We start from the raw sequence: 13,563 nt of genomic DNA, 5'->3' as shown, positions 1-13,563 counted from the left end.
GTTTCCTTTACTAAACCTCTAGCCAGAATGCGGTAATGGGTATGCGATGCTTTTATCGAGGTTTCCAGAAGTATTGGCGGATGAGCGGCGCGAGTTGAGCCACATTTCAATAAGCAAAGCAATCGGTCCCACCATAAACAGTGCATAAAAGGGAGCATAAACGCTTTGATCCAGGCGTAAAAGCATCTCAACCGCGGCCACGGCAAACGCCACAACACATTGTCCTCTCTTTGATCGCACAGTGGTCTTCGGGTCGGTAATCATGAAGAAAATAAAAAGTTGATATTCCGGTCCGGTTATGGGAGATATCTCGGAAAGTAAGGGATCCCCCGTGATCCATGTACGTAGAAAAGCCAGTGCGACAAACGAAATAACATAGACGGCGCAGATGTGAAAACGACGAAGCCGCCAGATAATGATCGACCCAAGCAGCCAGATGACCAGCATCGCCCCAAGATTATTTCCCCACTGGATGCTTAAGGTGGCAACCGACTCTGCTGCCAGGAATACCATCGCTGAGATACCAAAGTTAGACGGATTCCATATGTGCCGTCCCTTTACGCGCAGCACATATTTTGACGTGATAGCCAGCAGGCTACATAGTGCGTATGGCCAAAAGAAGGGCGAGCGGAGCAGAATGCCAATGCTGATGCCGGTAATATAGGCACTGGCAAGGTGAGGCCACTTGTGCAAAAAGATTCGGCCGAGAATCATCTCAGCCACAATACTTGTCATAATCGCAAGCAGCGTCTTCTGGTAACTCTCGAGAATGCCAAACGACACATTGCCCACCAGAAGAATGAGCGTAATAAACAGCGGGGGCATGAATCGGTTATCGAGGCTGAATATTCGTTTCCATTGAGCGCCATTGTCCGGCGGCACCGGCGTTGTAATGGTTATATGGCTCATTCCGATTCCTCGATCTTATACAGTTTGTCCGGAGTAAGGCCATGAAGAGTCTGTATCTTACCGGAAGGCCAACGAATGATGGCCTTATCAATCTGCGGAGTCTTTCCTAACCCAAAGTGCAATCGCCGATCATTTTGCGCCGCAAAACCGCTTCCTCCGGAGACTTGTTGAATCTGCTCCTGTCCATTCCAATACAGAGTAACTTGTGCGCCTATTCCGCTGCGATTACTCCTTGTTCCTTCCAGTTGAAATTCAATCCAATCCTCGCCTGGTGCTACTGTGTTCTTGTAGACGAGTAGGGGCCCCCTTTGATTCGCGACAACCACATCGAGCACGCCAGTATTCCATAGGTCGACCAGAGCCACTGCCCGACCATCATAGGTGTCACTCACTCCCACGGCCTGCGCGACATCTACAAACTTCCCCGCACCATCATTCAACCAGACGTGTTTTTGCTGGTACCCGGACAAACTCCGTCCATCCATCGCAGGCCAGTTTTTGGCATCCCCAATAATTGTAGAGTTGCCACCGGATATCTTCGTGAAGTCATACCAGTAGCTCTTCTTCCGATCAAGCGAGACATAGCCGTTGGTAAGATAAAGATCTAACGTTCCGTCGTTATTCAGATCACCGAACTGCGCTCCGAAGCTCCATCCGCCAAGTTCAACGCCCATATCACGAGCGAGGTTTTCAAACCGAACGATGCTCCCACTGGATCCTTCTGTGGGCACCCAGAGATTATTTCCCTGAATGAGTACACCATCTTCTGAGATGTTAGAGACATACACCGCATATTGTCCCTTATTGAAGATATCCCCGAATGCAACATTCATGCCGCTCTTTGGTGCGAAACCCACACCTGTCTGCTCGCCCGCCTCATGAAAGTGAGTGCCGTCGTTGAGATAGAGTTCCGACACTCCGTAGTCATTTGCAACAAAGAGATCGGGATGCCCGGTTCCTCGCAAATCAGCGGCAGCCGCGGCTAGGGCCCAACGACGACTAGTTATCCCGACTTTTGCACTTACTTCTTCGAATTTTCCATTTCCAAGATTATGAAAGAGATATTTGCGGCCACCATTGTTAGCGTACTCAAAACTATCCGGCATCATCTTTGTCGACTTCAGGTGCCAAAGGTCCACATCTTCCGGATAGTAGCCGCCAACGAATAAATCAAGCAGCCCATCTCCATCGTAGTCAAACCAGACCGCAGTATTCGCGTTGATCCATGAAGGCAATCCAGCCTTTTCACTTACCCGCGTAAATCCGTGACCATTATCGTTATGAAACAGTTCAGGCCGCCCCCACTTGATGAGGAATAAGTCCTCATAGCCGTCATTGTCATAGTCGCCCCAAACCGCTCCCATAGAAACGCCCGTGCCAGGCTGGTTGACATCCGCAATTCCTAACTCCTCAGCAACATCCTTAAACGTCCCATCATGCATGTTTCGATATAAGTGATTTTTGCTGCCCTCTGCGCTGTTTGTCACGTAAATATCAGGCCACCCGTCGCGATCAAAATCCACAATAGAAACGGAGGCACCCATCGAAGCGACCTCGGGCATGATAGAGGAAAGTTTTGGATCGAGCGTCGGGCCCTGATGAATAAAATCGATGCCCACTGCGTGCGAGACTTCCGTAAGATAAAAGCCGTGATTTGCCAGAGCGGCCTTCATATCAGGTTTCACCTGCGTAGAGACCTGGTTTCGGGATAGTTTCCTGACGATGAGCGGAGTTAGCAACAATGCCACAAAAAAGATACTGACTAAAACCTTTGCTATGGGTAGCCGCTTCATTTGGCCACCTCATTTCTCAAAGCCTCTTCGAATATGCGCGGTGTCACATAACGTGTCTGGTAGGTCTGCCAGTCTTCTTTATGATGCCTATATTCCCAGTCGTCCTCCAGCTTTCCCGGCGGCGTATCGTATTCCTTTCTGGCGTGATGCGGGTAAGGCAATACGGTCTGGGAGTAACTGGAGTTATAGTCGCCGTCCTTGATCCAGCCATCACCCGCAAGCACATAGTCGCGCACCCACCCCTCGGGAGGAGCCGCCGGCGCGGCAAAACGCAACGACATCTCGTCACCGGCATTCATAATGACATAGCGATCGTCAACACTGTCCAGCAATTTGCGCACATCTCCATAACGCGTATAGTAGCCCGCAAGGTCGCGCCAAATCTGCGTAGTCGACATAAGATGGCTGTAGTCGGGAATTTCAGGCGACGAGGCGTTCGCCTGATGGATAACAGAGTAGCCACGGTAATGAAGGTTGGCCATGCTTGGTGTCAGGCGCTCAATTTTCAGCGGAGTATCAGGTAGGCCTTTGGCCCACTCAATCGAATCCCAATAGATTTCAAGATTCGTGCGCAGCCGCACGCGGCGAGCCGTCCCTGGAACGAACACATTTGCCAGATCGATCAGGCAAATCTTTTTACGCCCCGCGGGGAAGCCGAGATTGGCGCGTGCAACCTTCCAGCCGCCATGGCCATCGGGCACTTCCAGGCTGAGTGGCTTCGGCTGTTCATGCTGTCCCTGACTCATAGCTACATTCAATGAGGAATCGGATGGGTGCAGCCAGCCCTTGGCAATCAGCCAGAGTGGACCGTTCTTAGGCGCACTCTCGCCCAGATCTAGTTCCACATAGTGATCGCGAGTTACTCCCTGATACTGTCCCCTGCCAAAGTTATCAAGGTACTTTCCATCGAGCGTTCTCAAAATGGCGGTTACGTCGTGCCCATTGTCATCCACGGCGCGCTTCACCGGTTGGGGTGTTGCGACCGCAGTGATGGCCAGCTTCACCGGCGGTACAGCAAAACGCTCATCCGTAAAAATCTCTGTTCCAGCCGGATGGTCGACTGTCATGAGCGCTAGGTAATCGTAGTAATACGTCTCCCACAGTTCACCAGTAACCCGCAGGTCATAATAGCCATCTTGTGGAACCAGTTCATTCCGTCCTATCTTGTACCACTCCTGCGTGGCATCGATGCGTGCTGTTCCCTGCGAATCGATTCGTAGTCCAATAGCCGATCCCCACGGAACTGAGTCCTTAACAAACGCCATGTCTTTTCCGTTATATGCAAAGAGAAATGGACAGGAGCCTTTCAATCGCTGCTCAGCCACAAACTCCTGATCAGCCTTGAGCGCAAACTCAGCCCGCACGGAACCATTAGGCCAAATGATTCGCGCCACATCGACGTCCTTTTGTTCGCCCAGTCCAAAATGAAGTTCCGGCCCGCTGATCTCCTGCTTTTGCACCGCTAAGCCGGAACGGATCTCGATCTCGCCGCCAATACCAAACGAATTGATGCGTTGATCGCCGGTTGCCTGGTGCGCACGGGGTCGAATGGTCTGCCAATGATATTGCTTCGTTCCCTGATTGACAGCTTCCACGGGCTGCCCTTCCGGCGAAATTTCAAGTAGATCGATCCTTCCGTTCCCCTTCAAATCGGCCGCACCAAAAACCATCGCAGCATCAAGCGGCTTGCCCGCTGATTGAAATTTTCCATCCTCACCCTGCAGCCAGATTAATGGACTGTGCGCTGCGGCAATAGGCGAGAGTAGAAGATCGAAGGCGCCGTTGTTGTCCAGATCAGCCACTCGCAGCCGAACATCTTCAGCAAGATAGCTCGCTGCATCCAGAATATTGGCAAGTTCGTCTACCGTCCAACCGCGATCGTCAGCTTTAACGACCAAGCTGTCAATCGTACCGCTCTTGCGAACTGCAATGAGCCCAAGCGGCCCCTCGTGATTCACATCAGCAACTGCAATCGCGCTGACAGCAGAAAATCCGCTTGGCAAAACCTGTTCACGGAACTTGCCCGAGCGCTCATTGATAAAGACATGCAACTGTCCTGCCCCATCGATAAGCGCGGCATCCGGGTTGCCATCGCCATTCAGGTCCGCCCATGTAAACTGCCGCACACCTGAGATATCGGCAAACGGATGCATTGCCAGAAATGTTCCATCCCCGTTATTGCGAAGTACCAGCGGAAGGCCGGTCGGTGCACCTACAACGATATCGAGGTCCCCATCGGCTTCAATATCCACACCCCACGCACCTGTGTAACTACCATCTGTTACAGAGCGAGGCAGCTTCGTTTGACTAGTTACATCCACAAAAGTCTGGGGGGTGTCCTGCCGCATAAAACGAAGACCACCGGCGCCAGTTAACACAACATCGGTCTTGAAGTCATAGTTGAAATCAACCGGCAATACGCCTTCCGGAGTTGGCTTCACCGCAGCCTTCCCACCCGGGAAGGCAAACGTGGCCCCGGTCGCGAGGCGCACCTGATGCCCATTGGCTACCGCTATCGTGGGCGCGCCCGTGCCATTTAGAGAAATAGCTCCAATCCAACTCCATTTGTCCGAGTTGTCTGAGGGAATCTTGGTCAGTGGCTGGGAGACAAACGTCATTCCTTCATCCGCTGGAGCTGGTTTGAACGTTGGCGACTCAAGCCGCAGAAAATGTGCAAACGGCTCGGCCTCTTCTCCGGGCTGCGGCTTGATCGCAGATAAGCTTTGGCGGAACTCCGGCACCTGCATCAGCACATTTCTCAAGAAGATTGATCGTGTAGCCGCACTCTTCGGATCAGGCCCGGAAGCTGCCGCTTGCAAAGAGAGCAATTGCTGTCGCACATCTGACGGCCATGCGCCCGACTGCGCCGCAATTTTATCGATGGTCGCGTGCAGCATCGCGGCATCGCCGCGCTTGGCGGCAATACGGCTCAAATCAACCAGAGCAGCAAGATTATTTGGATTGGCAACTAGAATTTGCTGAATCAGCCGTTCGAAATCCACCTCACTCGTCGCGCCTCCCTGGCGTTCCACCTCCGATGCCAGTTGATAGGTTGCGCGCAAATTAGCAGGATTTAGTTTGATCGCCGTCTGGAGATTCACAATCGCCTTGGCCGAATCCCCGCGATTGCTTTCGAGCAGTCCGAGCAGATAATAGATGCGATCATCTTTGGGAGCGAGCGAGCGAGCACGATCGAGTCTCTGTGCCGCTACGTCGAAGTTTCGTTGTCGCAGGGCCAGAATACCCCAATTGGCCCACGCCGCAGGCTCGGCAGGAACCAATTTCGTAGCTTGTGCCAGACTACTGTCGGCCCGGACATCGTCTCCCACCTGCAGCGCAGCCAACCCCACATAGAAGCTAGAAACAAAATCTGAATACGTCTGCGAGGACTTATCTGGCAGTCGTCCGCCCGAGTGACACCCCACAGTAAAAAATATTCCCGCCATCAGTACGTTGGCCACAAGCTGGCGATATCTATGAGTGCGTGTGTGCTGTTTATTCACCACGGCGACATCAGGTACAAGAGTTCTCATGTGGTCTTCTATTTTAGGAGGCTGTACTGAACATATAGCATCCGAACCTAAAAGTTATCCATAACCCGAATCAAATTTAGAACACAACAAAACGCTTCAATGGCGGGCAGCAATCTTTATATTGACAGATATCTCCATCTTTAGATGGATAGAAGAAATAGCGTCCAAAGACTACTATTTAGCAGTCGAAACTCGGTCCGTATATGCTGTTGATAACCTAGGCGTTCTCTTCGTCAGTAGCTCACGCCAGAAACATTGGAGATTTCAAAATGCGCCGGGGCAACAGCACCGAAACTGAAAGAGGCCACAGAGGGTGAACCTGCGAATTCGACTTCGCCCAATACTGTTCATCGTCATTCTGCTTGCGGCATGGCAGATTTCGATTAGCCGTAGTTCTGTCCATCTTCTGCCGGGGCCTTGGGGAGTCGTCGGCGGTGTCGCAGATCTGGTGCGCCATGGGGTTCTCTTCAAATACGTGGTCGCATCCCTGTTTCGCGTCACCTGGGGCTTTGTCCTGGCGGTCCTCGTAGCTGTTCCACTCGGACTCGCCATCGGCTGGTACCGCCGCGCCGAGATGGCCTTCAACCCCATCATCCAGCTACTGCGTCCCATCTCTCCGCTTGCCTGGATTCCAATTGCGATTCTGTGGTTTGGCGTCGGCGATCTTGCTGCCATCTTTCTCATCTTCCTCGGCTGCTTCCTTCCCTTGCTGCTGACGGCCATCAATGCGGTGCAAAGCGTTCCCACGGTATATATCAATGCAGGCCGTAACTTTGGTCTCAGCTCCTTCGATCTCATCTACCGAGTCTTGTATCCGGCAGTCACGCCGCAGTTGATCGTTGGTCTGCGGATCGCTCTCGGCATCGCATGGCTTGTTGTGGTCGCCGCCGAAATGATCGCCGTAAACTCCGGCCTTGGCTTCCTTATCGTCGATGCCCGCAACGCCGGCAACCGTTACGACCTCGTCGTGGCTGGAATGGTCTTGATCGGCATCATTGGCCTGCTCCTCGATATGGGAATCCGGTCGCTTGAAAATATAAAGTCGTCTCGCTGGAGCTATTCGGAGGATTGATCGTCGTGTCGTCATTGGAAACCATCGCAATAAGTCCAGCCTTGCAAACAAAAACAAAACTGCGCGCCGAGCACATCAACATGGTGTTCAAGCGCGATGGAAAAAATACGCCGGTCCTCGAAGATATCAATCTCGATGTAGGCGACGGTGAGTTCGTGTGCCTGCTCGGCCCCTCCGGCTGCGGCAAATCGACGCTACTGAACACTATGGCCGGCTTTCTCTCTCCGACCAGCGGGCAGATTACGGTCGATGGTGAAACCGTGCGCGGCCCCGATCCCCGCCGCATCTTCGTTTTTCAGGAGCGCGGTGTCTTTCCGTGGCTCACTGTCGAAGGCAATATTGGATTCGGCCTGTTCAAGTTGCCACGCCAGGAGCGCGAGCGTCGGATCGCGTACTACATCAAAATGGTAGGGCTGGAAGGGTTTGAGAAGACCTATCCGCCCGAGCTCTCAGGAGGCATGAAGCAGCGCCTCGAAGTAGCTCGCGCTCTTGCGGTCAATCCTGACATGCTCTTTCTCGACGAGCCCTTCGGTGCGCTCGACTCCATCACGCGCCTCATCATGCGAACCGAATTGCTCCGCATCTGGGAAGCAGAGCGCAAGACCATCATCTTTGTAACTCACGACATCGATGAAGCAGTCCAGCTGGCCGATCGTGTCGTTGTCATGAGCGCCCGCCCTGCCACCATTCAACAGATCGTAACCATCGACATTCCACATCCGCGCGACATCAGTTCGCCGCGCTATCTTGAACTGCGCGATGGCATCTTTCAGCAGATCGGACTGGCGCACAAGGTATGAACTCACTCGCCGAACCGCGAAAATGGGAGAAAATCTTCTGGCCGCTGCTCGTCTCCGCGCTGCTTCTTGCCGCATGGCATTACTGCGTTATCTGGACGGGCACTAAAATCTTCCCGTCCCCGCTCGAAGTCGAGAGAGGCATGGCTGAATTGATCCGTGAGAACGTCCTCTGGCGCGACATCGCCGATTCTCTGCGCCGCGTCGCCATTGGATTCGGTGCAGCCTCCGTACTTGGAATCCCCCTTGGACTGGTTCTCGGCTGGTATCCCGAAGCCGACCACGTGATCAATCCTGTGATGCAGATACTCCGCCCTATCAGCCCCATCGCGTGGATTCCCGTCGCCATTATCTTCTTCGGCGTTGGCGATGACGCAGCCATCTTCCTCATCTTTCTCGGAGCCTTCTTCCCCATCGTCGTTGCCTGCATCGATGGCGTATCCAATGTGCCGTCCGTATACCGCCGGGCCGGGCGCAACTTTGGACTCTCCCCTCAGCAACTTCTAACAAAGGTGGTCTTCCCTGCCGCCCTTCCGCAGATCATCGTTGGTTTGCGCATCGCATTGGGTATCGCATGGCTTGTAGTTGTTGCTGCCGAAATGATTGCAGTCGATTCCGGCCTTGGCTATCTCGTCATCGACTCCCGCAACTCCGGCAAGCGCTACGATCTCGTCGTCGCCGCGATGCTTTTAATCGGCGTGATCGGTCTCGCCCTGGACTTATGTTTCCGCAGATCAGAGAAGATCAAATCCGTTCGATGGGGATTCCGCAATGAAGCTTAGAACCAAAATCCTGATCTGCGCCATCGGATGGCTTGTTCTGGTCTCCGGTCTTCACGCCTACCTGAACGTCAACTGGGCAGCCGTTCTGAACGACTATCGACCCATAGCCCAGAGAAAGATCACCGTCGCCTATCTCCCCGTCACCTGCCAACTCACCTGCCCAGTGACGGACTACATCTCCAAATATTCAGAGAACGGCGAACTTTTTCTGCCCCGCATGTTTCAGGGTTTCCCGGAGATGAAGGAAGCGCTCATCTCCAATAAGGTGCAGGCCGCCTTCATCGTCGCGCCCATGGCGATTGAGCTTGTAGCTCAGGGCGTACCCATCAAGGTGGTTTATCTCGGCCATCGCTACGGCAGCGCCGTAGTCGTTCGCAAGAATGGCCCCATCAAAACCGTCGCTGACCTGCGAGGAAAAACGGTTGCCATCCCAAGTCGCTTCTCCGACGAGCGATTGATCCTTTTCCGTGCTATGAAAGTCTCGGGCATGAAGCCCGGCGACATCAAGATGGTTGAAATGGCGCCTCCCGATGTATCGGGAGCGCTCGCAGCAGGGGCAATCGATGCATTTTCCATGGGCGAGCCTTTTCCCTCTCAAGCTGAGATGGCGGGTTATGGCCGCGTCCTCTTTCAGGCCCGAGACTACTGGCCGGACTACATGTCCTGCATTCTCGTCGTGCGTCAGGACCTGATCGACCAGCGGCCCGAAGTCGTCCAGACATTGGTCGATGGCATCGCGAGATCGGGATTGTGGCTGGACAAGGGCAAACCCCAACGCGACGACGCCGCCGATTTTGTCGGTCGCTTCTACTACCACCAAAAGCCCGCCCTCCTGCGCTGGGCACTTACCAAGCCGATGGACAGAGTGACCTACAGTCCGCTCGCGCCGCGCAAAGCAGACTTCGACATGGTCCGCGACCTGATGATGGAGACGGGCATCCTCAAAAAGAAGCTCGACTTCAGCCAATACACCGATACCCGCTTCTCTGACAATGCAAGCATTCAAACCGCCTGGAAGTACGAGATAGGCAGCGGAGTGGCGCGTTAGCCGCTCGAACAAGGAGAACCATGATCCGCCGACGATTCATCGAACTCATCACCCTTGGTACCGGCAGCCTGGCGGCACTTGGAGCCGTTGAAGCAACCGGCAAAGAGACCGTCACCTATGGCGTCACCGGTTTCACCTGCATCACCTGCGCCGTAGGCCTCGAGACCCTGCTCCGTCAGGAAAAAGGAGTCGTATGGGCAAAGGCAAGCTATCCGGACGCGAACGTGGTCATTAAATTCGATCCAAAAGAAGTTACTCAGGATGCACTCAAAACCTACATCGCCAGTATGGGCTTCAAGGCAATAGAAAATCCGAAAGCCTGATCCACTCACTGTCAGCGGTCAGCGGACAACTACAGAACCACGAAAGCAATGGAAAATATGTCAGAAGATTCTTATTCACAGCTTGCAGCAGTCCTCTCTCAATCGCTGGATCTCCGCCAACCTCCCATAGCAATCACCTTCACAGACTCCGTCCCTGACGGCGTGAATGGTCACGCCGAACGGGTCTCCGCAGGCTGCCGCTTCTGGGAGGACGCTGCTGCCGCATCTTTTGCAACCACCGCAGCCGATCACGATATGTGTTCCATCGGCGTCTACACCCACAATCTTCAAACTTCATCAAGGCAGCAGATCGATCTGCAAGACACGCTGAAAGTTCTCGGCGATCTTGGCTATGTCAGAGAAGAAGATCTCGCATCCATTCCGGTTCTTCAGTCACAGTCCAAATTTGTCGTCTATTCACCGCTGGCTGAAACTCCATTGCCTCCCGATGTGGTGATGCTCTTCGTCAATGCCAATCAGTCTCTCATCCTCACCGAGGCAACGCAGCAGGTAGAAAACCAGAATGCTCCCGCAATGGGCCGCCCTGCCTGCGCCGTTGTGCCGCAGGTCATGAACACCGGCCGTGCCGCGCTCAGCCTGGGATGCTGCGGAGCCCGCGCCTATCTCGATGTCCTCACCGATAGCGTAGCTCTCTTTGCCATTCCCGGCGCAAAGCTCGCACAGTACACCAAGCGCATCGAAGCCCTCGCCCAAGCCAATGCATTACTTTCGAAATTCCATCAAATCCGCCGATCCGATGTCGAAGCCGGACGCACCCCGACGGTCAAAGAATCGCTGATTGCCTTAGGATCTTGACCATATTTCAGACTGGAGAGATGAGCTTCGGCCCATGCTCCAGTCGTATCTCCGGAAACGCCAACCTCAGCGACGCATCACCCGCTTCGAGCACCTGCAACCACGCGCTGATCTCCTCGCGAAGCGGCCCAACCATAACGCCACCGAAACTACTTTCATACGGCCCAAGTCGCCGTAGCGCCGCCCGCAGCAACGACGCTGTGCCTCTTCGATTCCCCCGCTGAAGATGATGAAACGCGGCAGTTGTCTGAATCAGCGCCTGCAGGAAAGTCTTCTCCGGCTCCCGCGCCTCCAGCCAGACGCCCTCCCAATGTTCATGGGCCAGAAAAAACTCCTCGTTGCGATAACATCGCAGCCCCTCGGCCAGTGCCCCTCCACTCCAGTCAAGGTTCGTCATCCAACTATTATCTCTATTCCCTCGCGACATCACGCAACGACATACCCCTCGCTCTGCTAGCATCGAAGTCTAGCCCATATCATGACTACGAACAGCACAGAAGCCCCTATCCGCGTCCGAATCGCTCCCAGCCCCACCGGCGACCCCCACGTCGGCACCGCCTACATTGGCCTGCTGAACTACATCTACGCCCGTCAACGTGGCGGCACATTCGTCCTCCGCATCGAAGACACTGATCGCACCCGCTTCGTCCCCACCTCCGAGCAGATGATCTTCGACACCCTTCGCTGGCTCGGCCTCGGCTGGGACGAAGGCCCCGACGTCGGCGGCCCCTATGGCCCGTATCGCCAGTCCGAACGCACCGACATCTATCGCCAGCACGCCGATCTGCTGCTCGCCAACGGCACAGCCTACCGCTGCTTCTGCACGGCAGAAGAACTCGACGCAGTCCGCAAACAGCAGATAGCTGCGAAGCTCCCACCACGCTATCCCGGCACCTGCCGTCATCTGCCCGTCGATCAGATCGAAGCAAACCTCGCGGCCGACAAGCCTTTTGTCATCCGCATGGCTGTTCCCGCCGAAGGCGCAACTACCTTCCGCGACGAGCTACGCGGCGACATCACCTTCGATCACAGCAACGTCGACGACCAGGTGCTGATGAAGTCCGACGGCTTCCCCACTTATCACCTCGCCAACGTCGTCGACGACCACCTCATGCAGATCACCGACGTCATTCGCGCCGAGGAGTGGATCTCGTCCACACCGAAACACGTCCTGCTCTACAAAGCATTCGGCTGGCAGTTCCCGCGCTTCTGGCACATGCCGCTCTTGCGCAACATTGACAAATCCAAGATCTCCAAACGCAAAAATCCTGTCTCGCTGATCTACTATCGTCAGGCCGGTTTTCTTCCCGAAGCTCTCATCAATTTCCTCGGTCTCATGGGCGGCGGCGTACCGGCAGACCTTAACGGCGGCACCGAGCAATTCAGCCTCACCGAGATGGTCGAGCACTTCGTCTTCACCAACATCCGTCTTGGCGGCCCTGTCTTCGACCTCACCAAGCTCAAATGGCTCAATGGCGAGTACCTCCGTAAACTCTCCCCCGAGGCCTTCTTCAGCGCCCTGCGCAGCACTGTGCTCTCCGACACCTACCTCCGCGAGATCGCCCCGCTCATCCAGATGCGCGTCGAGACCCTCGGCCAGTTCGGCGACCTTACCAGCTTCTTCTTTCGCGACGACGTGATGCCCACGCAGGAGATCTTCCTACCCAAGAAGCGCACCCTCGAAGACACCCTCGCCTTCACCGCAGAGCAACTCACCGTTCTCGAAGCCACTGACTGGACCCACGAAGCCATGGAGCCAGCCCTCAAAAAACTGGGCGAAGAAAAAGGATGGTCCGTCAAAGAGAACTTCATGCTGCTGCGCGCCATCATCACAGGCAGCACTATGTCGCCACCGCTGCTTGAAAGCCTCGTCGTCTTCGGCAAGGCCCGCTCGCTTGACCGCGTCCGCCGCTTCCTTGAAGCGCAAAAGAAACTAGCCAACCAAAAGAAATAACTGACTTGGGAATCGACTGTAAACAGATTCCCAGATCAGCTATCCTTCGATGCGAGCGAGCAAGAAATAGGGGAACGGCAGCCGAAAGCTTTACAGCATTACGCGCTCATGAGAATAATATCCGGTCATCCCCATATAAATTGAATGGGCTTCTGCACGTCCGGATGCAGGCTCTTATGCACGGGGCAGGTATGCGCTGCTGTCTCCAGCCTCCGCTTGTGCTCTTCGCTGACAGGATGCGGGACGTGGATTGTGACTGCCAGTCTTGCAATCATCCTCACAGGTGCATTGGCCATCTCCTTTTCAACTGTTGCCGTTGTTCCGGCAAGGTCGACCCCAAGTGAGCGCGCCATGATGCCCATCATCGTCAGAATGCAACTGCCAAGAGCGGTTGCCACCAGATCAGTCGGTGAAAAGCTCTCCCCGCGCCCCTGATTGTCCTTCGGGGCGTCGGTGGATAGCACCGTTCCTGACGGACCATGTACGGCTCGGCAGTGCAGATCTCCTTCATATTCCAACTCAATGACGACCATAGT

Annotated in this window: 12 protein-coding genes; 7 read left to right on the top strand and 5 right to left on the bottom strand. The window is 54.6% G+C overall.

What is annotated here, in order from left to right; translation table 11 throughout:
* Positions 1-18: 18 nt before the first annotated feature.
* Genes P4G45_RS06580 through P4G45_RS06570 form a run of 3 tightly spaced genes read right to left on the bottom strand, consistent with a single transcriptional unit; the run spans position 19 to position 6,235 of the window.
* Positions 19-909, bottom strand: coding sequence for a hypothetical protein (locus tag P4G45_RS06580; protein ID WP_348268874.1), 891 nt, complete (start codon positions 907-909; stop codon positions 19-21).
* Entirely contained in the window at positions 906-2,702 is a 1,797-nt protein-coding gene (locus P4G45_RS06575) for a CRTAC1 family protein (RefSeq protein WP_348268873.1), read from the bottom strand. The genes P4G45_RS06580 and P4G45_RS06575 overlap by 4 nt, the downstream gene beginning before the upstream one ends.
* On the bottom strand, positions 2,699-6,235 hold the full coding sequence (locus P4G45_RS06570) for an FG-GAP-like repeat-containing protein (RefSeq protein ID WP_348268872.1): 3,537 nt from the start codon (positions 6,233-6,235) through the stop codon (positions 2,699-2,701). Before P4G45_RS06570 ends, P4G45_RS06575 begins: the two co-directional genes overlap by 4 nt.
* 313 nt (positions 6,236-6,548) lie before the next feature.
* Between P4G45_RS06570 and P4G45_RS06565 the strand changes: the two genes are divergently transcribed.
* From P4G45_RS06565 to P4G45_RS06540, 6 genes are read left to right on the top strand one after another with little or no spacing between them, the layout of a single operon-like run.
* Positions 6,549-7,307 (top strand): ABC transporter permease, encoded by a 759-nt coding sequence (locus P4G45_RS06565; RefSeq protein ID WP_348268871.1) that lies wholly within the window; start codon positions 6,549-6,551, stop codon positions 7,305-7,307.
* A gap of 41 nt (positions 7,308-7,348) precedes the next feature.
* Positions 7,349-8,107 carry an ABC transporter ATP-binding protein gene (locus P4G45_RS06560; RefSeq protein ID WP_348268870.1) on the top strand — a complete coding sequence of 253 codons (759 nt, stop codon included), beginning with the start codon at positions 7,349-7,351 and terminating at the stop codon, positions 8,105-8,107.
* Entirely contained in the window at positions 8,104-8,886 is a 783-nt protein-coding gene (locus tag P4G45_RS06555; protein ID WP_348268869.1) for an ABC transporter permease, read from the top strand. Before P4G45_RS06560 ends, P4G45_RS06555 begins: the two co-directional genes overlap by 4 nt.
* Positions 8,876-9,934, top strand: a complete 1,059-nt coding sequence (locus P4G45_RS06550) for an ABC transporter substrate-binding protein (RefSeq protein ID WP_348268868.1) — start codon at positions 8,876-8,878, stop codon at positions 9,932-9,934. The genes P4G45_RS06555 and P4G45_RS06550 overlap by 11 nt, the downstream gene beginning before the upstream one ends.
* Before the next feature lie 20 nt (positions 9,935-9,954).
* The gene (locus P4G45_RS06545) at positions 9,955-10,257 is read left to right on the top strand and encodes a heavy metal-associated domain-containing protein (protein WP_348268867.1); all 303 of its coding nucleotides are present in this window, start codon (positions 9,955-9,957) and stop codon (positions 10,255-10,257) included.
* A 57-nt stretch (positions 10,258-10,314) separates the two neighbouring features.
* Complete coding sequence (locus tag P4G45_RS06540; protein WP_348268866.1) at positions 10,315-11,073, top strand: DUF169 domain-containing protein; 759 nt, start codon at positions 10,315-10,317, stop codon at positions 11,071-11,073.
* A gap of 7 nt (positions 11,074-11,080) precedes the next feature.
* Here the strand turns inward: P4G45_RS06540 and P4G45_RS06535 are convergent, their stop codons facing one another.
* Complete coding sequence (locus P4G45_RS06535) at positions 11,081-11,470, bottom strand: DUF309 domain-containing protein (RefSeq protein WP_348268865.1); 390 nt, start codon at positions 11,468-11,470, stop codon at positions 11,081-11,083.
* A gap of 81 nt (positions 11,471-11,551) precedes the next feature.
* Between P4G45_RS06535 and gltX the strand changes: the two genes are divergently transcribed.
* Positions 11,552-13,027, top strand: a complete 1,476-nt coding sequence (gltX, locus tag P4G45_RS06530; RefSeq protein WP_348268864.1) for a glutamate--tRNA ligase — start codon at positions 11,552-11,554, stop codon at positions 13,025-13,027.
* 125 nt (positions 13,028-13,152) lie between these two features.
* On the opposite strand, the gene P4G45_RS06525 is transcribed toward gltX, so the two are convergent.
* Positions 13,153-13,560, bottom strand: coding sequence for an OsmC family protein (locus tag P4G45_RS06525; protein WP_348268863.1), 408 nt, complete (start codon positions 13,558-13,560; stop codon positions 13,153-13,155).
* Positions 13,561-13,563: the final 3 nt, after the last annotated feature.

Source organism: Edaphobacter paludis, assembly GCF_039993895.1.
In the GTDB taxonomy this organism is placed as follows: Bacteria; Acidobacteriota; Terriglobia; order Terriglobales; family Acidobacteriaceae; genus Edaphobacter; species Edaphobacter paludis.
The sequence above is the reverse complement of the archived record's forward strand: the minus strand, read 5'-3'. Positions and strand labels throughout refer to the sequence as shown.

What these genes read in the sequence shown, in the direction of transcription:
- P4G45_RS06580 (WP_348268874.1), bottom strand. Translation starts at nt 909, where the DNA reads ATGAGCCATATAACCATTACAACGCCGGTGCCGCCGGACAATGGCGCT.
- P4G45_RS06575 (WP_348268873.1), bottom strand. Translation starts at nt 2,702, where the DNA reads ATGAAGCGGCTACCCATAGCAAAGGTTTTAGTCAGTATCTTTTTTGTG.
- P4G45_RS06570 (WP_348268872.1), bottom strand. Translation starts at nt 6,235, where the DNA reads ATGAGAACTCTTGTACCTGATGTCGCCGTGGTGAATAAACAGCACACA.
- P4G45_RS06555 (WP_348268869.1), top strand. Translation starts at nt 8,104, where the DNA reads ATGAACTCACTCGCCGAACCGCGAAAATGGGAGAAAATCTTCTGGCCG.
- P4G45_RS06550 (WP_348268868.1), top strand. Translation starts at nt 8,876, where the DNA reads ATGAAGCTTAGAACCAAAATCCTGATCTGCGCCATCGGATGGCTTGTT.
- P4G45_RS06545 (WP_348268867.1), top strand. Translation starts at nt 9,955, where the DNA reads ATGATCCGCCGACGATTCATCGAACTCATCACCCTTGGTACCGGCAGC.
- P4G45_RS06540 (WP_348268866.1), top strand. Translation starts at nt 10,315, where the DNA reads ATGTCAGAAGATTCTTATTCACAGCTTGCAGCAGTCCTCTCTCAATCG.
- P4G45_RS06535 (WP_348268865.1), bottom strand. Translation starts at nt 11,470, where the DNA reads ATGACGAACCTTGACTGGAGTGGAGGGGCACTGGCCGAGGGGCTGCGA.
- gltX (WP_348268864.1), top strand. Translation starts at nt 11,552, where the DNA reads ATGACTACGAACAGCACAGAAGCCCCTATCCGCGTCCGAATCGCTCCC.
- P4G45_RS06525 (WP_348268863.1), bottom strand. Translation starts at nt 13,560, where the DNA reads ATGGTCGTCATTGAGTTGGAATATGAAGGAGATCTGCACTGCCGAGCC.